Genomic DNA, 18946 nt, shown 5'->3' with positions numbered 1-18946 from the left:
GTTCGGGGTCATCGCCGGGCCCGCAAGACGGCCTCCGCCACTACGGCGGCATCAGGGGTGCTGATGAGCAGTTCGTCGTACCTGAGCGTTGATGGGCCGGGGTCGAGGACGATGCGCAGGGCGTGCACGCCGCTGCCGCCTGGGCACTGCCGGTGCTGGCCCGTCCCACACTGCCCTTCGGCGTACGGGTGCCTGCCGGCCGCGTGGCCGACCCGGCCATCACCGCGCAACGCCGCCGCTACTCCCGCGCGGTGGTGACCCTCGGCGTACTGGCCGCCCTCGGGTCGGCTCCCGCCGTCGTCCTGCGCGGCACCCGCGCTGGCCCACCGGGGTTGCTTTCATTACATCGCTGCAGGCCAGGGCCGCAACGAAGGTCCCACCGTGCGGCGCACCCGCAGCCGGTATGCGGCCGTGCACGCCCTGCAGGGCCAGGGCCTGGCGAACAACGAGATCGCCCGCCGGCTCAACCTCGCCTTGAACACCGTCAAGAAGTCCTTCAAGATCGCCAAGTGTCACTGGAGTATTAGGCGTGCTCATCGGCCGGGCGCAGGATGCGCCTGATCCCGTCAAGCTGCTGTTCGGTGCAAGCGGTCCTGGCTTCCGCCCGGAGTCAGAAGCGGGCCCCGGTGCCGCCCGTCCTGTCATTGGGATGCCCGCGAGGTGTCAATGCAGGACAAGATCACGGCCGGAAGGCCCGCGCGGCCGTGTTGAGGGCGTCGGTGACAGCCTGTTGGATGCCCTGGCAGTCCATGTCCGCCTCCACGGCCGCGATGGCCGCGCCAACCACGGCGCCGCTGATCAGTCCCACCATGGTCGCTGCGCCGACCGGGTCGAGGATGTCCGGATAGGTGGTCTGCAACTCGGCGGCCACCTGGCGTTGCGCATCCATGATCACTAGCAGGGCGCGGGCCCGCAGCGCCGGTACGGACAGCAGCAGGCTCACCCGAAGCCGCCCCGATTCGCTGGCGATGTTCAGCAATTCCCGCTCCGAGGCCGCCACGCGGTTGATCGCGCGCACCAGGACATCGAGCGGAGGCTCACCGGCCGTCCGGTCCCTGATGGCGAGCAGGGGCAGGTCGATGCGATCGCGATGCTCGGCGAAGACCACGTCGTCCTTCGAGCTGAAGTGCAGGAAGAAGGTGCTCGGCGACAGCTCGGCCGCCTCAGCGATCTGGTTGATCGTGGTCTGCTCGTAGCCCTGGTCCTTAAACAGGCGCAGAGCGGCGTCGATGAGCTGCCGCCTGGTCCTTTCCTTCTTGCGCTGACGCAGTCCGGTCGCTTCCGTCATTCTCCCGACTTTACAGTGGTCGCTACAGTAATACAGTAACTCTATCGATAGAGCGAATGTATTAATGAAGACGATGCACTTACCTGACGAAGGAGGATCCGGATGGACTCGTTGAGCGGGCAGACCGTCTTCATCACCGGCGGCGCCCAGGGCATCGGCCTCGGCATGGCGCGTGCCTTTGCCCGCGAGGGCGCGAACGTGGCGATCGCCGACATCGATCGCAACGCTCTGGATCAGGCGGGCGCGCAAGTATCGGTGCTGTCCGGCGCGGGCGCAGTAGGCGTGTTCGAGCTGGACGTGCGCGACCGCACCGGCTTCGATCGCACCGCGGAGGAGGTCGAACGGTGCATGGGACCCGTATCCGTGGTGTGCAACAATGCGGGCATCCGGCTGCCCGACAGCCTGCCCAAGCTCGGATACCGGCTGTGGGACCTGGTCCTGGGCGTCAACCTCGGCGGCGTCGTCAACGGCGTGCAGACGTTCCTGCCGCGCATGATCAAACGCGGTGCGGCCGGACACATCGTCAACGTCTCCTCGGCCGCCGGGCTCGCCACCCACCCCCACTCCACCCAGGCCGGCTCGTCCGGTATCACCTACCGGACGTCCAAAAGCGCGGTGATAGCCCTGTCCGAGGCGCTCCACTTCGACCTGCGGGCTGCGGGCCATCCAATCGGCGTCACGGTCCTGTGCCCCGGCCTGGTCAGCACAAAGATCAGCACGAACAGCGCGGTCCGCGGCGACCTGCCCTCGGAAGAACACCAGCTCGCCGGACAAGGCGACGCCACACTCGCCCGGCTCGGCCTACACGCTGACACCGTGGGCACGATCGTGATCGCAGCCATCCAGGCGAATCAGCTATATGCACACACCGACCGCTCCATGATCGAGGCGGTGACCGCCAGGAACGCCGACATCCTTGACGCCATGCCCTCCTCCCAACTCGGGTTCGGGTCTGTCTAGTGTCATCCGCCTGAAATTCGCCGGCAATATTTGGCGAGGGATTCGAGGATCTCTTCGGCGGTTTTGGTCCAGGCGAAGGGCTTGGGGTCGGCGTTCCAGCGATCCATCCAGGCGCGGATGTCGTCCTCCAGCGCCTGGACGCTCTTGTGCACTCCTCGGCGGATCAGCTGGTCGGTCAGGTAGCCGAACCAGCGCTCGACCTGGTTGATCCAGGAGGAGCCGGTCGGAGTGAAGTGCATGTGGAAGCGGGGATGCCGGGCCAGCCACGCCCTGATCGCCGGTGTCTTGTGGGTGCCGTAGTTGTCGCAGACCAGGTGGATGTCCAGCTCGGCCGGCACGGTCTTGTCGATGGTGACGAGAAACTTCTTGAACTCGGCGGCGCGGTGCTGGCGGTGCAGTTCGCCGATGACGCTTCCGTCGGCGATGTTGAAGGCGGCGAACAGGCTGGTGATGCCATGACGAACGTAGTCGTGGGTGCGCCGTTCGGGCATGCCCGGCATCGTCGGCAGCACCGGCTGCGACCGATCCAGTGCCTGGATCTGCGACTTCTCATCGACGCACAGCACCACCGCGCGTTCGGGCGGGTCGTGATAGAGGCCCACCACGTCGACGACCTTCTCTACGAACAGCGGATCGGTCGACAGCTTGAACGTTGTCGTGCGGTGCGGCTTGAGGTCGAAGGCCCGCCAGATCCGGCCGATGGCCGACGCCGACAGTCCGCTGCGCCGTGACGATGCGGTCTCAGACACCCAGTGCCCGGCGGCGCGGACCGGCTCATTTCGATTACGCCATCGGCTCGCCGACGTGCCGGGCGCGTGGCGAAGAGCATGTGACAAGCATGAACTCGGCCATCTCCGCCTCACAGCGAGACGGCTGCCTACCTCAAGTTCAACACCTCGCCTCGTTGATGCCGCACGAGACCGTGCGCGGTGCATGACCGTGACGTGGTGGACGTGCTCTTCCCGCACTTGACAGCGGCGGGAATCGAGCGGGCAGAGCGCCCGAAGCCGTCAGGCGCACCGGGTCCGGGCGGTCGGCCCACGTCCCTGCGGCGTTTCGACGAATGCTTCTACGTACACGCAGCCGTGCGTGGTCATGAGCATGTTGCCGTAACTCGACGAGTACTTGCCGCGGTACACACTCGGCGCGGAGACGGCGTCGGACGGGCGGTAGGCGACAATATGGACGGCCCGTTGCGGGCTGTGCGGGCCGAGGACGAGTGCCCAGCTCGCGGTGCAAGCCGGCTGGTGGCGTAGCCGTAGTCGGCCGAAGTCCGCCCCGTCCGGAAGCCTGACCGCCACGTCGTCCAGTGTGATGACCCGGTCGACGACGTCGGGCGAGCCGCAGCCCGACCGGATCGGATCCATGGCGTCGGCCGGCACCCCGGGCACGGGATGCGTCTCGCTCAGCGCACGCCACTTCGTCGGCGTCGCGACCGGCTGGGACGCACTGGACATCGCGGCCGACTGGGGCTTGTCCGTCTGGGGCCTGTTCGCAGAGGGTGGCACGCCGCGTGTGGTGGAGACGGACCACGCGACGGTCCCGGCGACGGAGAGCAGCACCACCGCGGTCAGCAGGGCGAGCGCCCACCTGGCCCGGGGCGTGAGCCGCGCCAGGAGAGCCCGGCGGGCGGGCGGATCGTCCGGCGCCGGCTCCGGCTGCTCGTCCGGCGGGACGCTCGCCGCGGCCCACGCCGAGCGCCACGCGGCCGGATCGTCGTCACAGGCCTGCACGAAGGACTCCACAACCTCCCAGGACGGCAACTCCCGCCCCGCTTCGGCCTTTGACAAGGTGCTGTGGGCGTAGCCCGCGCGACCGGCCAGTTGCCTAATGGTCATGCCGCGCTGCGCGCGTAAACCACGCAGACGCATGGCGAAACGCTCGATTTCGGTGGCGCCGGTCAACGGCTGCTGCTTGCGTCCCATGGTCCCGCCCTCGCTCGGGGTGTGCGCTTGGACGATTGTCCTCCAGCGGCTCCGCGCCCACCAGTCTTCCGGCCGTGGTTCGCCCAGGTCACGACGTCCGCCGCGATTGGTCGATTGTTCATCGTTGTTCACGCCGCATGTTCCGCACTTTCACCGGGACGGGCCGCTGCGCAAAATCGTGGTTGCGAGAACGGCGACCACAAAAAGTGGCCCGCCCATCAGGAAAGGACGTGAAGAATTGCGGCGCATCACCTCGGTATTACTCGCCGCCGGTTTGACGTCGGGTTTTCTCGCCGTCACGCCGACGCCGGCGAACGCTAAAGGCCCGGGAATGGCGTGCATGTTCTACTACCCGTTCCAGTGGCTGAAGATTCAGTGGGGTCACACCGGATGGGCCTTCAAGGTTCCCGGTGACGACCGGTGGGTCATGGGATCGGCCGACAACACTGACCACGGCGGCCCGGAGTACACGTTCAACTCCCGGCCCAAGGAGCGGAACGTCTGGGTGATCAGGGTGGCGAACTTCGACGTGGTCAAGCACCGGTTCCGCGAGCTGACCTACACCTCGTACCGGTGCGCCAAGACGAAGAACAGTGCCGTCGGCGCGGCACAGCAGCACGCGTTCAAGGAACGCGGGTACGACTTCGTCTCCAACAACTGCGCGCACCACACCTACAACACGCTCAGGGTCTATGGCGTGCCCACCGGCGGCCCGCCGCCCAGCATGATGACCCCGCCCAAGACGATGACCCAGCCGGGATACAACGTCCTGGCCTGGTACAACAGCATGCCGACGAGCCTGTTCCACCCGGCGATCAAGCTGTAGACCATGGAAGCGAAGGAATCGGCCATGTCGATCAACACCCTCGCACGGACGTGCGGCGTCGTAGCCCTGGCCGTCCTGGCGGCCGCCGGTGTGGGCGTGAACCCGGCGCAGGCGGCGACCCACCGCGCGACCTACCGCGTGACCGGCGCGGACTCGCGCGGGCTGGCGGTGCAGAGCGAGCCGCGCGCCGGCCACGTCATCCGATATGTCGCCAACGGAACCGCGCTCAACGTGGTCTGCCAGATCAACGACGGCGGCCAGGTCGACGGCAAGGCGCACCGCGGAAGGCCCTTCACCACCTGGGACCGGCTGTCGGACGGCACCTGGGTCTACGACTGGTACATGACCACGCCCACCGTCGGCGCCGACGGCTACTCTCCCGGGATCAAGCGCTGCGGCACCAAGTCGGCGCTGCCCTCGCCGGCGTCCGGTTGCGTCGATTGGCCTGCCTCCAAGTTCCTGCAGACCCCTCTGACGCGAGCGGCCAACAGCGGCGCCGGCTACGCCTGGCAGAACGGAAGTTACTACGACGAGGGCTTCCACAAAGGTTGCGGATCAGCGACCACGATGAACCAGCACTACGCGTTGGACCTAGGCATGAAGCTGGGCGACCCGGTACTGGCACCAGGCGGCGCCGGCACCGTCAAGTACGCGGGCTGGGCTCCCAAGGGCTGGCAGACCTGCGGTCAGTACGTGGTGGTCGACCACGGCGGCGGCTGGTGGAGCGTGGTATGCCACCTCGAAAGAATCGCCGTCAGAACCGGACAGAAAATCACCGAGAACACCATTGTGGGAACCGTCGGCGGCACCGGCGGATTCGCACCGCACCTGCACTTCTCCTTGATGCGCAACGCCAAAATCACCTCGGACGGCGGAGTATACGGCGGGCAGAGCGCCCGTCCGCGCCACGTTCACCACCTGGGGTGTATCGCGGGCCATTACGACCACATCGTCAAGGGCCAGAAGATCTGCTACTGACCAACGGCTACATCCGATAAGCGCGACCTGGCGGCGAGCAACGGGAGAATCCATTCCCCTTTCATCGCCAGGTCGCGTTTTCGGCGCCATACAGCCGCTACATCGGCCTAATCCAAGACTCATCCCGGGCACCTCTTCACCGCCACCGCCCTCAAAGCCTCGGCGTACGGGATCCTCATGGTTCTCGTCGTCATCGTCCTTACGCAGCTCTACCTGCGCTACTTGAACAAGCTCAAGGAGGACTGACGGCAGTCTCCGTCGACGAGGCCGTGTCCACACGTCCTGCCCGGGGTAGCACGTCCCCGCGCGCCGCTTCGGCGGCCGGGGCCGCTCCGCGCTGGAGGTCGCGCTGCTGACCGTGCTGGCCGTCGTGATGCTCTTCCCGGTGCTGAGACGTCCATCAAGGAGAACCGGGACGTCTACGCCATCCCGGCCAAGTTCTTCGACTTCAAGGTCACCATGGACCATTTCAAGGACGTGTTCGTCGCCTCCGGCGGCGGCCGTTCGACCCGGTCCGTCTCGTTTCTCAACTCCGTCGTGGTCGCCGGGGCCTCCACGGCGCTGGCCACCGTGCTGGGGGTGCCGGCGGCCTGGGCCTACTCACGCTTCGCCATGAAGGCCAAGAAGGACCAACTGTTCTTCATCCTGTCCACGCGCTTCATGCCGCCCGTGGTGGTCGTGATCCCGATCTTCCTCATGTACCGCCAAGTCGGACTCATCGACACCAAGCTCGGCCTGATCCTCATCTACGCCGCGTTCAACGTCCCGTTCACGATCTGGATGATGAAGGGGTTCGTCGACGAGGTGCCCGCGGAGTACGAGGATGCAGCCATGCTCGACGGCTACACCCGTTTGCAGGCGTTCTGGCGATTCACCCTCCCCCTGCTCCTGCCCGGCATCGCCGCGACGGCGGTCTTCGCACTCATCTTCTCGTGGAACGAGTTCGTGTTCGCCATCTTCCTGACCTCCAGCGACAACGTGCGGACGGCCCCGCCTGCCATCGCCGGCCTCATCGGTGGAACCACCGTGGACTGGGGTCTCGTGGCCGCCGCCTCCGTGGTGTTCGCCCTACCGGTGCTCGTCTTCGCCTACCTGGTGCGCAAGCACCTCGTCGCCGGTGTGACGCTCGGGGCGGTGCGACGCTGATGGCGGGGATCGAGGTGACCGCCCTGCACAAGCGCTACCCGGACGGGACGGTCGCAGTCGATCACGTGGACCTGTCCATCGGCGACGGCGAGCTGTTCGTGATGCTCGGCCCGTCGGGCTGCGGCAAGACGACCACGCTGCGGGCCATGGCCGGCCTGGAGAGGCAGACGACGGGCGACATCCGCATCGGCGACACGCTGGTCAACGACCTGCCGCCCGCCGAGCGCGACATCGCCATGGTGTTCCATTTCTACGCTCTCTACCCGCATCTGAGAACCCGCGACAACCTGGCGTTCCCCCTGCGGGCCGAGGGACTGCCCAAGGCGGAGGTGCGCGAGCGGGTCGACGAGGCCGCCCGGCTGATGCGGCTCGTCCGCTCCTGGACCGGCGGCCGCGCCGGCTGTCCGGCGGGGAGCAGCAGCGCGTCGCGCTTGCTCGCGCCCTGGTACGACGACCGCGCGCATTCCTCATGGACGAACCTCTCACCAATCTGGACGCGGAGCTGAGGGCGGACATGCGCACGGAGGTCAAGCACCTGCAGGGGGAGCTGGGGACGACGATGGTCTACGTCACCCACGACCAGGTCGAGGCCATGTCGCTCGGTCACAGAATCGCCATCCTCAACGAGGGCCGCGTCGAGCAGATCGGCACGCCGCTGGAGGTCTGCGACCGTCCGGCGAGTCTCTTCTGCGCCGCATTCATCGGCTCCCCGCCGATGAACCTGATCGAGGTGGAGGTGGCCGACGGGAAGCTGCGCAGTCAGGGAGGACTGGCTTTCACGCCACCGCCAGGCCTGCCGCGCGACCGTCGCCTGGTCGCAGGCGTCCGGCCGGAGGCGCTGGACGTCACAGAACCAGGGGCGGAACGTTCGGTCCCGGCCCACTCAGGCATCGACGCGTTCTGTCACGCGGTGGAGAGCTACGCCGCGCGACCCCGGGCCCACGGACCGCGCGATCCGGTGCAGCAGGTCTTCCTCGGCCGCAACCCGATCACCGATCACTACGCGCTCCTGGCCGCGGGGCGGATCGCCCGCAGCTTGCCCCATGTCGTCAGGGACGGAGGCGATAAGGACGCGCGCGCGGACATGTCCTATGGGTCCATGCTGGCCGGGCTCGCATTTTCCCACGCAGGCAACGCGGCTCCGCACGCCCTCCAGTACCCCATCGGCGCAGCCACCCACACACCGCACGGCCTGGGCGTCGGGCTGCTGCTGCCCCACGCGCTGGACGCGGCCAGGGATGCCATCGGTGACCGGTTGGCCATCCTCGCCGGGGTGTGCGGGCTCGACGTGACCGACGCCTCGGATGCCGAGGCCGCGGATGCGTCGATGCGACCTCCGGTCGGCAACTCGGTCGGCGCTGCGTGCGCTTGGACAAGGAGGAGCACGGCAGTTGGTACTTCGCGGGGCAAGTGCGCGGCCCGGCCGGACGCCGCGAGCGGCTCCGGCGCGGCGGGTTCGCTACCGCCGAGCAGGCCCACTACGCGGGCGGCGACGCGATCGTCGCCGATCCGGACAGTGGGCCGGGTGCCGGGATACACGGTGGCTGCGCTGCTGGTTGGAGATGCAGCAGGGACTGCGGCCCAGCACCCGCGAAGGCTACGCCGATCACATACGGCTGCATCTGATCCCGTATCCGGGACGGATCGAGCTGGCCCAGCTGACCGCCCGGACGGGGGCTCGCCGGGCAGGGCCCGGCGTCGGCGCGGCCTGGACCGTGTCAGCCTCTGACCTGTTGGCAGTCACACCACGGCGCATCATCCATCCCTCGCGTACTTACTCCCGCAAGAGGGACAGGGCTCGAGACGGGCACAGGGTGACGGCGTAGCGCGTTTCGGCCGCGGTCTCGTCGTCGGGGTGGTCGGTCAGCAGGAGCATAGTACCGTCGTCGTCTTGGCCGAAAACGGCCGGTTCGGTCAGAACGCACTGGCCGGAGCCGACGCAGAGGGGGGCGTCGGCTTTGAACCGCATCATGTCCTCCTCACCAGGTGACCGGGAGTTCGTAGGCGCCGTAGATGATGGCGTCCGTCTTGAACGGCACTTCCTCGACCGGTGCGGCGAGCCGCAGGGTGGGGATGCGGCGGAACAGCGTGTCGAAGACGATCTGGAGTTCCATCCTGGCGAGGTTCTGGCCGAGGCACTGGTGCGGGCCGAAGCCGAAGGCGAGGTGGTGGCGGGCCCCGCGCTGGACATCCAGTTCGGCCGGATCGATGAACACCGCCGGGTCCCAGTCGGCCGCCAGGCTGGAGATGACGACACCTTCGCCGGCCTTGATGTCCGCCCCGCCGATCCGCACGTCCTCGATGGCCACCCGCGAGGTTACCGTGTCGGTGATGGTGAAGTAGCGCAGCAGCTCCTCCACGGCCATGGGTGTCCTGGCCGGATCGGCTCTGATCAGGTCCAGCTGTTGTGGGTGGGTGAGCAGCCCGATCACGCCGAGCGAGATCATGTTCGCAGTGGTCTCGTGCCCGGCGGTCAGCAGCAGGAAGGCCAAGCTGATCAGGCCCGCGTGGTCGAGGGTGCCCTCCTGGCGTTGCCGGGCGATCTGCCGGCTGAGCAGGTCGTCGCCGGGCTCGGACTCTTTGCGCGTGATCAGATCGCCGATGTACGCGCGGAGTTCGGCGAGGGCTCGTTGGCGGTCCTCCGGCGACGCAGTCCGCCGCATCCCCACGGCGGCTCGGCTCTGGAAGTAGTCATGGTCGGCGTAGGGCGCGCCCAGCAGTTCGCAGATCACCAGGGACGGCACCGGCAGGGACAGTGCCTGCACAAGGTCGACCGGGCGCTGCTCGGTGGCCAGCATGTCGTCGATGAAGCGGTCGACGATGTCCTGGATCCGCGGGCGCAGCGCGGCCAGCCGCCTCACGGTGAACTCGCTGATCAACGGGCGCCGGGCCGCGGCGTGTTCCGCGCCGTCCATGCCGACCATCAACGGCGGCTGACTGCGGACCTGCCGCAGGGTCGCCGCATCGACGTTCAGGATCGGGAAGCCGTCCTTGCGCCGATCTGAAGAGAAGCGCCGATCGGCGAGGATGGCACGGCCTTCCTCATGCCCGGCCACCCACCACGCCTCGGTGCCGCCGGTCAGGCGGACCTTGCTGATCGGCGCCTGCTCGCGCAGTCGCTCGTACTCGGGGGGCGGGGCGAACGGGCAGCCACGCTCGACCGACAGCTCCCGTCCGGCGCGTTCGTCGGCAACGCTCTTCGTCATGAATGACCTCCCAGTAATAGTTGTGGCTGTCTTTGTTCTGTTGTCGGCGACCTCAGGAAGCGTGATCGGCATCGCCACCACCGGGTTCCCGAACCGCCGGACCGACTTGCGAAGCGCTACCGCGTCGCGCCATGGCCTGCCGGCCAGCGGTACGCGGACGTCATGGACATGCCCACCCTGTTAGGGCGGGTGGACGAGCACCTTTTGTCGTGCCGCTGTCAGAATCAGGCTGCTCCGAGACTGCCTGGTCGGCCGCAACGCTTCGCAGCCGAAGTTCACCGCAGGGTGAGTGGGGTCTCGGCTCCGACGCGGGTCAGTTTTTCCGGATTGCGGACGTAGTAGACGCCAGTGATGCGGGTGTCCTCGACACGGATTGCTATGACGCCGTCGAACGCGCCGTCCACGCGCAGGACGAGTGCTGGGTTGCCGTTGACAACGGTGGAGTCGCCGGTGAGCGCTACCTCGGCCTTGCCGAGACCGCCGACGATGTAACGGGCCACCTTCTCGGCACCGGTGATCGGCCGCAGCGCGGCCTGCTTGACGCCGCCGCCGTCGGTCATGAGGACGACCTCAGGGGCGAGCACGTCAAGCAGGCCTTGCAGGTCCCTGGTTTCGATCGCGCGCCGGAACGACTCCAGAGCCGCCCGGGCTTCGCCAGGTGAGACCACCTCGCGAGGGCGGCGGGCATCTACGTGCCGGCGGGCGCGATGCGCGATCTGGCGGACGGCCGCAGGGCTTTTGCCGATGGCGGCAGCGATCTCCTCATAACTGACGTCGAAGGCCTCGCGCAGCACGAAAACGGCGCGCTCCGTCGGCGACAGCGTCTCCAGGACGAGCATCAGTGCCATCGACACGCTCTCGGCGAGTTCGATGTCCTGGGCCACGTCCGGCGTGGTGAGCAGCGGCTCGGGCAGCCAAGGGCCGACGTAGGCCTCTTTGAGGCGTTTCAAGCTGCGCAGCCGGTTGAGCGCCTGCCGGGTCGTGATCCGGACCAGGTAGGCCCGCTGGTCGCGTACCTGCCTCAAGTCGACCTTTACCCACCGCAACCAGGTCTCCTGGAGGGCGTCCTCGGCGTCGGCCGCCGATCCGAGCAGCTCGTATGCGACGGTGAAGAGCAGGCTGCGGTAAGCGACGAAAGTCTTGGTTGCCGCTTTGGTGGCGTCGTCGCTCATAAAACGCCTTTCTCCTCTGCGGCTGACCCCGGTCGCCGACGGCCATTCAGCGTGCATCCACAGCAAGGTCCTCTCTCGCTGGTAGCCACTGGGAAACCACCCGGCACACGGCGGGACCCCCAAACCGCTGAGCGCCGCCTCACGCATGCAGTCCAGGTCCTTCCACCATCGACCGGAATGGGCCATCGACGCGTGGCCCAGGTTGTTCGTTCAGCGGGTAGCCGAAACGTCGCCGCATTCGGCCTGGAGCAGCTGCCGGCGCTTATCATTCTTGAACCTCCAGGTGTATGAACCCGGCTTGCGCGCCTCGTTCGCCAGTTCCTCGGTGAGACCCTTGGAAGCGCCTTCCTTGATCATCGCGGCAAGACGGCCACCGATGTAGAACCTGTTCGCGGTGTCGTCCTTGGAGGCAAACTGTGCGGTAGCGGCGCGACGCCCCAGGCTGATGCACAGGCCGGCGGATCCCACATTGATGGGTGCGGGTTGTTCACCAGCGATCCGGCTGAGTACCGTATCGGCGGCGTGCGCACCAAGCGGGCGCGCGGCCTGGCAGCTCATCCGCAGCGGCAGGTCCGACGGTGCCGCCGAATCCCCGGCCGCGACGATGCGCACGTCGTCCACGCTGGTCAACGTCTCGTCCGTACGCAGCCGGCCCAAAGCGTCGGTGCTCAACCCGCTGCGGACGGCCAGGTCCGGCACGCCGAAGCCGGCGGTCCATATGGTCACCGTGCTCGGCAGCTCGCGGCCGTCACCGAGCTGCACGACATCGCGCGTCACAGCCGTCACTGCCGCGCCGGGACCGTCGAGCACGGTTACACCGAGTTTGGTCAGCTGCTTGGCGACCGAGCGTCGACCCCGCGCGTGCAGGTTCGGGCCCAGCACCTCACCGCAGACCAGGGTCACCGCGCGGCCGGCCTCCGCCAGCTCAGCGGCAGTCTCGATGCCGAGCGGACCTGCTCCGACAACCGTCACCGCGGCCGTGGCGAGCGTGGCATCGACGACCTGCCGCAACCGCTCCGCTTCCTCCAAGGTGGCGATCGAGTAGGCGAACTCGGCCGCTCCGGGCACACCCAGATCGGCGCTGTTACTTCCCACCGCGTAGATCAGGTAGTCGTAGCCGACCGGGTCGCCCGTCGCCAACATCACGCGGCGCTCGGAGGCGTTGATCCGTATCACGGTGTCAACGACCAGCCGAATGCTCTCGGCCAGGACGTTTCCGTAGTCGACGACCGCGCTGTGCGACCCGCCCACGAGTTGATGCAGGCGGATCCGCTCGACGAAGGCCGCGCGCGGGTTGATCAGAGTCACTGTCACGTCATCACGCTGCGTCAGGCGATTGGCCGCCATGACGCCGGCGTATCCGCCACCGATCACGACCACATCGGCGTTCACGGTCATGGTGTCTCCTTCGTTTCCAAGGGCTCGGCCTCAAGACACCGGATGACCGATCGTTGTGACAGGGTGTGAGGCAGATCACTCCACGGAATAGGTTCGCCTATGCAGGTCTTGCTCAGCGTGGAGAGTCGGTGCATGTCCTTGCTGATCGATAGGTTCACGTTGGGGATCCCCACCTTGCCGGTCAGTTCGACCTTCGTCATGCCGCGTTCTTCGAGCAGTCGATCCCACGTGTGCTTGGAATTTGGCGGCGACATCAGAGAAGTTTGTCGAGATTCTTCGCGCGTGTGCGAGCCGACGCGGACGACCTTCGGCATCACTACGAGCCTGCTCGACAAGCAGGTTTCGGTGGTCGCCGCGCGCCGCGAACCAGAAGGTGGCCGAGGCATTCGAGTCGGAGCGTGCCGACGAACCGCTCTGTGAACGCGCTCGGGCGTGGTCACCCGGTGAGGGCTCGCCGTCAGGCTAGGGTGATCATGAGGCCGTGCACAGCCAAACGTCGCTCGGCACGCAACGTCAATGTCAGAGAGAGCACAATTTCATAGCCTAGAGGCTAGTTCTTGACCAGATGGTTAGAAACATCGGTGAACACATATAACTCCCCGTGGGCGTCTGTACGATCGCGATTATGAACAAGACAAGCTCCGGGTGCTCTCGCGTCGGCTGTCGCTATCGCCGTCGTCTCCCTTACCCCGGTCGCCGCGCATGCTGATCCGCCGCTGACTGACTGCCATCACGGGTTCGGCTGGCAGAATGACTTCACGCGGGGCCGCTACGACGCAGGCTCGGGTTGCGTGCGAGCCGTCGCCACGTGCTCCAACGGCAGAACCACTCGGCCCCTGGGAGGCAATTGGCGTGCAGTCGGACGCCTGCTGCAAGAGCACACACCCCCGAAGGCTGTGGGCCATAACTACGACATCAAGACGTATTGACCCTCGCGGCTCGGCCACACCAGCGAGCGCGACTCCTATTCTGGGGCCGACATCCATGAGGCCTTCCGCAAAACTCGCCTGCGCACTCATTGCTGGCGGCGCCTCACTTCATTGCGTTAGCCGCTCCTAGTGGGACGTAGCCGATCGGGTTGGCGCGGAGCCTTCGTCGTTGTCGAGAATGGTGTTGAGAAGTAGCTGGAGCTGCTCGCGGTCGGTGGCGCCGTAGGCCTGGCGGATGTAAGCGAGTTTGTCGAAGCGGTCCTCGAAGGTGAGTCCCTCGAGTGCGTGGGCCAGTTCCTCCACCGTCCAGCCGGCGTTCTCTTTGCTGACCTGCTCGCCGAGCGACCAGTTGCGGTTGGCTGTGACCGCGCTCCCGCGCACCGTCAATATCTGGCCGGTCAGCGGGCAGCCGGCGCCGGCGAGGTAGGCGGCGACCACGGCCTGATGGACAGGGTGCCAGGGGTCGTATGTCGCGTGGTCAGGTGTGTCTCCGGTCAGAGATTTCAGTCCGGCGGGCAGATCGCGAGAGGTCCTGGTGCGCGCTCCGGGTGAGAGGCAGTTCACTCGTACGTTGTAACGGCCCAGCTCCAGGCTGTGAACGATGGTCATCGCCCCGACTCCGGCGTTGGCGGCGGCGTAATTGGTGTTGAGCGGATAAGGCGAGTCCAGGCCCGAGGTGGAGGAGGTGTTGACGATCACGCGGTCGGCGCGCGGCCCGGACTCGTACTGCTCGCGCCAGTATCGGGCCGCCCATCGGCTGACGGCGAAGGTTCCCTTCAACTTCACGGCGATGACATCGTCGAACTCGTCCTCGGTCATGTTCACCAGGGCGCGAGGTCTGCTGATGGCGGCGTTGTTGACGACGATGTGCAGGTCGCCGAAGGCATCGAGGGCGGTCTCGACGATGCGCTCGGCCCCCCGCCAGTCGGCGGCGCTGTCGATGTTGGCGACGGCGGTGCCGCCCGCTGCGACGATCTCGTCGACTACCGCGTCGGCGACGGAGGCGTCACCGCCGCGGCCGTCGATGGCGACGCCGGGGTCGTTGACCACGACCTTGGCGCCTTCTGCGGCGAAGAAGAGGGCTTCTTCGCGACCGATCCCGCGGCCGGCGCCGGTGATGAGGGCGACTCGTCCGTCCAGGCTTCCCATGGTGAGACCTCCAGGTGCACATTCACTACATTTGACTGCATTAATACATCATAGTGCATGAGTTCGTTTGCTGTATTATCGGTGTGCGATGACCGAGGAACCAGGACGACGAGAACGCAAGAAGCAGCGCACCCGCCAGGCACTCATCCAGGCGGCGCTGAGGTTGTTCGAGAAGCAGGGATATGAGGAGACCACGGTCGCCCAGATCGCCGAGGCGGCCGACCTGTCGACCCGGACCTTCTTCCTGCACTTCCCCACCAAGGAGGACGTGCTGCTGGCCAACGCTCAGGTCCGCGTGGACATCGGGCTGAACGTCATCGCCGAGCGGCGCCCCGGCGAACCGGCGGCCGGCGTTCTGGCGCGAGCGGTCGAGCGGATGATCGAAAACACCTTGAACAGCGATCTGTCAGATGGGGTCGCCGGATGGCGGGCCATACTCGTCGCCTCATCGTCGACAGTACGAGCCCGGCTGGTGCAGCAGCTGCTCTCCGCGCACGCCGACCTGTCCGAGGCACTGCTGCAGACCTACTCGGACGAGCTGGACGAGGTGGACACCGCCGGGCTGATCGGCGGGCTGATCGGCGCGATTGGCGCAGCCGGGCTGACCAGTGTGCGGAGGGGCGACACGCCCGATCAGGTACGCGTAGCGATGTCCCGCGCGGCCGACCTCATCGTCGCCGCCGCCGAACACGCCCGCCCTCCGGCAGGAACGCCAGCCGCTCAGGCCGACAGCACCGAGGGCCACCTGACGTGACCGACCACGAACCGCGAATACTGCGTGAGACCCGGACCGACTCCGTCCGGATCGGCGCTCTCGTTCCGTTGAGCAGACCCGGCTGGATCGAGGCGGGCCGACACCTGCTCGCTGGACTCGAGCTGGCCGCTCGCGAGGTCAATGACGCCGGCGGGATCGACGGAGGACCACTCGAGCTGGTGGTCCGCGACACGGCGGCAGATCCGCAGAGGGCCGCGGCGGCCGTGGACGAGGTGGCTCGCCTGGGCGTGGCCGCCTTGGCGGGGGAGTATCACAGCGTCGTCGCCCGCGCCGCCGCCACCAGAGCCGACGCCCTCGGCCTGCCGTTCCTGTGCTCGTCAGCGGTTCTCGACGCGCTCACCGAACAGCCGACGGAATGGGTCGCGCGCCTCGCCCCGGCGCAGTCCCACAGCTGGCGGATCTACGCGGACTTCCTCCTCGGCGCGGGCCACCGCCGAATCGCCGTAGCGGCCCAGCCGAGTGTCTACTGGGCGTCCGGAGCCCGCATTCTGCGGGACCACCTCGCTCCACGCGGCGGCACCGTCACCGAACTCGACATGCGCGCGCTCGCCCCCACGGTGGTGTGCGACGCACTCGTCGAGTGTCGCGCGACAGCCCTCCTTCTCCTGGTCGGCCACCCGGAGCCAGCAGTGTCGATCGTCAAGTCCGTCCGCCACGACCGGCGTCTCGCCGAGATCATGATCGGCGCTCCGGCCGGGCAACCGGAGTTCGCCGAATGGGCGAGGTTGCTGGGCGACGACGGCGCCGCGATCCCGTTCCTGCGCTACCTGCCCGAGCACCTCGGCCCACTCGGTGCACGAGTCGGGACAGCCCTGCGCGAGCGGCTGGGCGAAGCGCCTTCTTTCGTCGCCTTCGAGGGCTACGACACGGTGACCGTCCTTGCCGATGTGCTGCGCTCGCACGGTACGGGTCGGGCGCGCGCTGCCGGCGCTTGGCCCGGCGTTGCCGTCGAAGGCACCCGCGGGCTGATCCAGTTCTCTCGTGTGCCAGGCATCAGCGTCTGGCAATCGGCGTGGCCGCCCATCCATGTGGTCGAGCGAGATCCGGCGGCACCCGATCGCTTCCGGACCCTCCACACCGGTTGATCTCCTACGGCGCCCAGCTGCCCGGCAGGCGCCAGGATGAGGTCTGCTGCGCTGAATCGGCCCCACAGCGCGGGGTGCGGGGCATCTGCTGGTCAGTCACAGAGGTGTTGCATGGCTGCATGGTAGATCATCGGCACTGCACTACGCGTCGAGGGGGTTCGATGCAGTAGTGCACCGCATTTTCGCGCAGGCGGCTTGGCGATAAGGATCTTGCGCTCGGCAGTTACTGACGGTGCCTGCCAAATTACAGTGTGGAGTTGTTGGGCTGCATGGCGTGGATGCGGCAGGCGGGTACGGCGGCTTCTCCTGTGGGAGGCGATGGTGGCGTCACTGTTGGAACGCGTGGCCCAGGCCGAGACGGCTGAGCTACGGCAGGCCGAGGACTTGCGGGCACAACTGGCCGCGGTACAACTGGCCGCGGTCGAGGAACGACTGCAGCGCCTGGCCATCACGCGCGAGACGCTGACAGAGTTCACCGGCGATCACCTCAGCCACGCCGACATGGCTGAAGGTGACGGCGTGGTCGTTGAGGAGGAACCGCCCGCCCCGGCTCGCCTCGACCCTGAAGCCGAGCACGCACAACTACCGCCGCTGCGGGGGTTCAGGCAGCAGGTGGTGGCGCTGCTGGCTACGGCCGATGAGCCGATGCGGGCACGGGAGATCGTTCAGGCGATCGGCAAGCCGGACACCCGCTCCCAGGTCGAGGGGATGCGTTCGCGGTTGCAGCGGTTGGTGACTGATGGGTGGCTTTGCTGGGAAGCCGATGGGCTTTACGCGATCGCCGCCGGGTCAACGGCTACGCACCGGCCGGGGAGGCCGATTGACCATCCATCCCTGATCACGGCCATGCCGTGCATGAGCAGGGTGCCGCCGAGGCTGCGTCTCGGCGGCACCCGAGCCAGGTCGTGTTTTAGAACTGGGGCCTGCGAGCAAGGGCAGCGTCCGTTATCACTGCTGGTCACGGCCGGGCAGCGTGGAGACAGCCCTCAGTTCAGGGCTGTCTTGGTTGAGACGCTCGTTCAGCTCAGCCTCCCCGAAGGCCGATCACGACATTGCCAGCGATGTCCTCCCCCTGCCGAGGGTGTTTGCGTGAGCCCCTAGACGGCCTCCTGCTCATGAGCAGGCCCATTCGTCCGCCGCTCGTAGACGCTGACGTGGCGCCAGCTGGTGGCCGTGTACGGCTCGCCCTCCCAGCCTCCCCACCGTTCGCGCAGGCGAAGGCCCGCGATACGGGCCATGAGGTCGAATTCGGGAGGATGGGCTAGTCGGAGAGCAGGGCAGGCGTGGCCGGGCCGAGGTTCAGTCCACCGGTCCGCCGGCTACGTAGACGACCTGTCCCGAGACGAACCCCGCTCCTGGGCTGACCAGGTGGGAAGCGGTATGCGCGATGTCCTCCGGCTGCCCGACCCGGCCTACCGGAATGGATGCCGCTGCGTTGCGCTGGAACTCCTCGAACTCCAGGCCGAGCCGCCGGGCCGAGGTCCTGGTCATATCGCTCACGACGAACCCGGGAGCGATGGCGTTGGCCGTGACGCCGTGCCGTCCAAGCTGGAGGGCCAGCGACTTGGCGAAGCCGATCAGCCCCGCCTTCGCGCTGGCGGAGTCGACCCGGGCGGCGTCTCCCACGGCGGAGATGCTCGACATAGTGACGATGCGCCCCCACCCCGCCTCAATCATGTACGGGGCGACAGCGCGGGTGAGGAAGAACGGGCCACGCAGATTGACCCCCAAGACCATGTCCCACTGCTCGGTGGTCATCTCCACCAGATCGGCACGCGGACCCACACCGGCGTTGTTGACGAGCACCGTCGGCGGCCGCAACTCGGCGGCCACCCTCGCGACGGCCTCACCGACCAGGCCCTCGTCGGCGACGTCGGCCGCCATCGCCAGTGCGTCCCCGCCCTCGCTCCTGATCGCCTCGACGGCTCCGGCGCAGTCCGCCTCGTCCAGGTCGATGACCGCCACCGCCAGGCCGTCCCGCGCCAGCCGCTTGGCTACCGCGGCGCCGATGCCACGGGCCGCCCCGGTCACCATCGCCGTTCTCTTCGCGGGGAGAGAAGCCATATGTGTCACGTGGTGAATTCCATGCCCTTCAAGCCCGGCGGACAA

The 18946-nt window shown here is 67.4% G+C and carries 22 protein-coding genes and 2 pseudogenes; 11 read left to right on the top strand and 13 right to left on the bottom strand.

All coding sequences use genetic code 11. From position 1 onward, the window contains the following. Positions 1-8: 8 nt before the first annotated feature. Positions 9-230, bottom strand: a complete 222-nt coding sequence (locus GUY59_RS03945; protein WP_138199453.1) for a hypothetical protein — start codon at positions 228-230, stop codon at positions 9-11. Positions 231-381: 151 nt separating this feature from the next. Here GUY59_RS03945 and GUY59_RS03940 point away from each other — a divergent pair, with 151 nt between their 5' ends. Next, on the top strand, positions 382-561 hold the full coding sequence (locus GUY59_RS03940) for a response regulator transcription factor (protein WP_138199454.1): 180 nt from the start codon (positions 382-384) through the stop codon (positions 559-561). Between the two features lie 118 nt (positions 562-679). Here GUY59_RS03940 and GUY59_RS03935 read toward each other — a convergent pair whose 3' ends face one another. Further along, on the bottom strand, positions 680-1288 hold the full coding sequence (locus tag GUY59_RS03935) for a TetR/AcrR family transcriptional regulator (protein WP_138199455.1): 609 nt from the start codon (positions 1286-1288) through the stop codon (positions 680-682). Between the two features lie 102 nt (positions 1289-1390). Between GUY59_RS03935 and GUY59_RS03930 the strand changes: the two genes are divergently transcribed. Next, positions 1391-2248, top strand: a complete 858-nt coding sequence (locus GUY59_RS03930) for an SDR family NAD(P)-dependent oxidoreductase (RefSeq protein WP_138199456.1) — start codon at positions 1391-1393, stop codon at positions 2246-2248. 2 nt (positions 2249-2250) lie between these two features. Here the strand turns inward: GUY59_RS03930 and GUY59_RS03925 are convergent. The 3 genes and pseudogenes from GUY59_RS03925 to GUY59_RS03915 all read right to left on the bottom strand — a co-directional run. Continuing rightward, a pseudogene (locus tag GUY59_RS03925) lies at positions 2251-3009 on the bottom strand (IS630 family transposase); the annotation flags it as partial. 249 nt (positions 3010-3258) lie between these two features. Next, positions 3259-4173, bottom strand: a complete 915-nt coding sequence (locus GUY59_RS03920; RefSeq protein WP_138199457.1) for a helix-turn-helix domain-containing protein — start codon at positions 4171-4173, stop codon at positions 3259-3261. A 150-nt stretch (positions 4174-4323) separates the two neighbouring features. After that, positions 4324-4515 carry a hypothetical protein gene (locus GUY59_RS03915; protein WP_138199458.1) on the bottom strand — a complete coding sequence of 64 codons (192 nt, stop codon included), beginning with the start codon at positions 4513-4515 and terminating at the stop codon, positions 4324-4326. On the opposite strand from GUY59_RS03915, the gene GUY59_RS03910 reads away from it, so the two are divergent. From GUY59_RS03910 to GUY59_RS51235, 6 genes and pseudogenes are all read left to right on the top strand, one after another. After that, entirely contained in the window at positions 4514-4999 is a 486-nt protein-coding gene (locus GUY59_RS03910; RefSeq protein WP_138199459.1) for a hypothetical protein, read from the top strand. The genes GUY59_RS03915 and GUY59_RS03910 overlap by 2 nt on opposite strands. Before the next feature lie 24 nt (positions 5000-5023). After that, positions 5024-5977 carry a M23 family metallopeptidase gene (locus tag GUY59_RS03905; RefSeq protein ID WP_161714386.1) on the top strand — a complete coding sequence of 318 codons (954 nt, stop codon included), beginning with the start codon at positions 5024-5026 and terminating at the stop codon, positions 5975-5977. A gap of 459 nt (positions 5978-6436) precedes the next feature. Next, positions 6437-7123 carry a carbohydrate ABC transporter permease gene (locus tag GUY59_RS03900; RefSeq protein WP_201760472.1) on the top strand — a complete coding sequence of 229 codons (687 nt, stop codon included), beginning with the start codon at positions 6437-6439 and terminating at the stop codon, positions 7121-7123. Then, positions 7123-7629, top strand: coding sequence for an ATP-binding cassette domain-containing protein (locus tag GUY59_RS47295; protein ID WP_171055314.1), 507 nt, complete (start codon positions 7123-7125; stop codon positions 7627-7629). Before GUY59_RS03900 ends, GUY59_RS47295 begins: the two co-directional genes overlap by 1 nt. After that, positions 7524-8429 (top strand): annotated as a pseudogene (locus GUY59_RS47290) (ATP-binding cassette domain-containing protein); the annotation flags it as partial. The gene GUY59_RS47295 and the pseudogene GUY59_RS47290, both read left to right, overlap by 106 nt. Continuing rightward, on the top strand, positions 8428-8949 hold the full coding sequence (locus GUY59_RS51235; RefSeq protein ID WP_138199497.1) for a hypothetical protein: 522 nt from the start codon (positions 8428-8430) through the stop codon (positions 8947-8949). The pseudogene GUY59_RS47290 and the gene GUY59_RS51235, both read left to right, overlap by 2 nt. Here GUY59_RS51235 and GUY59_RS03890 read toward each other — a convergent pair. The 6 genes from GUY59_RS03890 to GUY59_RS03865 form a co-directional block, all read right to left on the bottom strand. Continuing rightward, on the bottom strand, positions 8898-9092 hold the full coding sequence (locus GUY59_RS03890; protein ID WP_138199498.1) for a ferredoxin: 195 nt from the start codon (positions 9090-9092) through the stop codon (positions 8898-8900). The two genes, GUY59_RS51235 and GUY59_RS03890, sit on opposite strands and share 52 nt — an antisense overlap. Positions 9093-9102: 10 nt before the next feature. Beyond that, a complete protein-coding gene (locus GUY59_RS03885) occupies positions 9103-10329 on the bottom strand; it encodes a cytochrome P450 (protein ID WP_138199461.1) in 1227 nt (408 codons plus the stop codon). A gap of 275 nt (positions 10330-10604) precedes the next feature. Then, positions 10605-11501, bottom strand: coding sequence for an RNA polymerase sigma-70 factor (locus tag GUY59_RS03880; protein WP_138199462.1), 897 nt, complete (start codon positions 11499-11501; stop codon positions 10605-10607). Between the two features lie 210 nt (positions 11502-11711). After that, positions 11712-12899: an NAD(P)/FAD-dependent oxidoreductase gene (locus tag GUY59_RS03875; protein WP_138199463.1), complete on the bottom strand. Its 1188-nt coding sequence runs from the start codon at positions 12897-12899 to the stop codon at positions 11712-11714. Then, positions 12896-13213: a hypothetical protein gene (locus GUY59_RS03870; protein WP_138199464.1), complete on the bottom strand. Its 318-nt coding sequence runs from the start codon at positions 13211-13213 to the stop codon at positions 12896-12898. Before GUY59_RS03870 ends, GUY59_RS03875 begins: the two co-directional genes overlap by 4 nt. A gap of 741 nt (positions 13214-13954) precedes the next feature. Further along, positions 13955-14977 carry an SDR family NAD(P)-dependent oxidoreductase gene (locus tag GUY59_RS03865; protein WP_138199465.1) on the bottom strand — a complete coding sequence of 341 codons (1023 nt, stop codon included), beginning with the start codon at positions 14975-14977 and terminating at the stop codon, positions 13955-13957. 88 nt (positions 14978-15065) lie between these two features. On the opposite strand from GUY59_RS03865, the gene GUY59_RS03860 reads away from it, so the two are divergent. The 3 genes from GUY59_RS03860 (at position 15066) to GUY59_RS47285 (ending at position 17938) form a co-directional block, all read left to right on the top strand. Further along, complete coding sequence (locus tag GUY59_RS03860; protein ID WP_138199466.1) at positions 15066-15731, top strand: TetR/AcrR family transcriptional regulator; 666 nt, start codon at positions 15066-15068, stop codon at positions 15729-15731. After that, the gene (locus GUY59_RS03855; protein ID WP_138199467.1) at positions 15728-16837 is read left to right on the top strand and encodes an ABC transporter substrate-binding protein; all 1110 of its coding nucleotides are present in this window, start codon (positions 15728-15730) and stop codon (positions 16835-16837) included. The genes GUY59_RS03860 and GUY59_RS03855 overlap by 4 nt, the downstream gene beginning before the upstream one ends. Positions 16838-17179: 342 nt before the next feature. Then, the gene (locus GUY59_RS47285; RefSeq protein ID WP_201760470.1) at positions 17180-17938 is read left to right on the top strand and encodes a hypothetical protein; all 759 of its coding nucleotides are present in this window, start codon (positions 17180-17182) and stop codon (positions 17936-17938) included. On the opposite strand, the gene GUY59_RS03845 is transcribed toward GUY59_RS47285, so the two are convergent. Together GUY59_RS03845 and GUY59_RS03840 are read right to left on the bottom strand one after the other, a co-directional pair. After that, on the bottom strand, positions 17935-18075 hold the full coding sequence (locus GUY59_RS03845) for a hypothetical protein (RefSeq protein ID WP_161714385.1): 141 nt from the start codon (positions 18073-18075) through the stop codon (positions 17935-17937). The genes GUY59_RS47285 and GUY59_RS03845 overlap by 4 nt on opposite strands. A gap of 61 nt (positions 18076-18136) precedes the next feature. After that, complete coding sequence (locus GUY59_RS03840; RefSeq protein WP_138199468.1) at positions 18137-18901, bottom strand: SDR family NAD(P)-dependent oxidoreductase; 765 nt, start codon at positions 18899-18901, stop codon at positions 18137-18139. Between the last annotated feature and the right edge of the window lie 45 nt (positions 18902-18946).

The organism is Nonomuraea sp. K271 (assembly GCF_009908215.1).
GTDB classification, from domain to species: Bacteria; Actinomycetota; Actinomycetes; order Streptosporangiales; family Streptosporangiaceae; genus Nonomuraea; species Nonomuraea longispora.
This window is presented reverse-complemented; position numbering and strand designations above follow the sequence as displayed.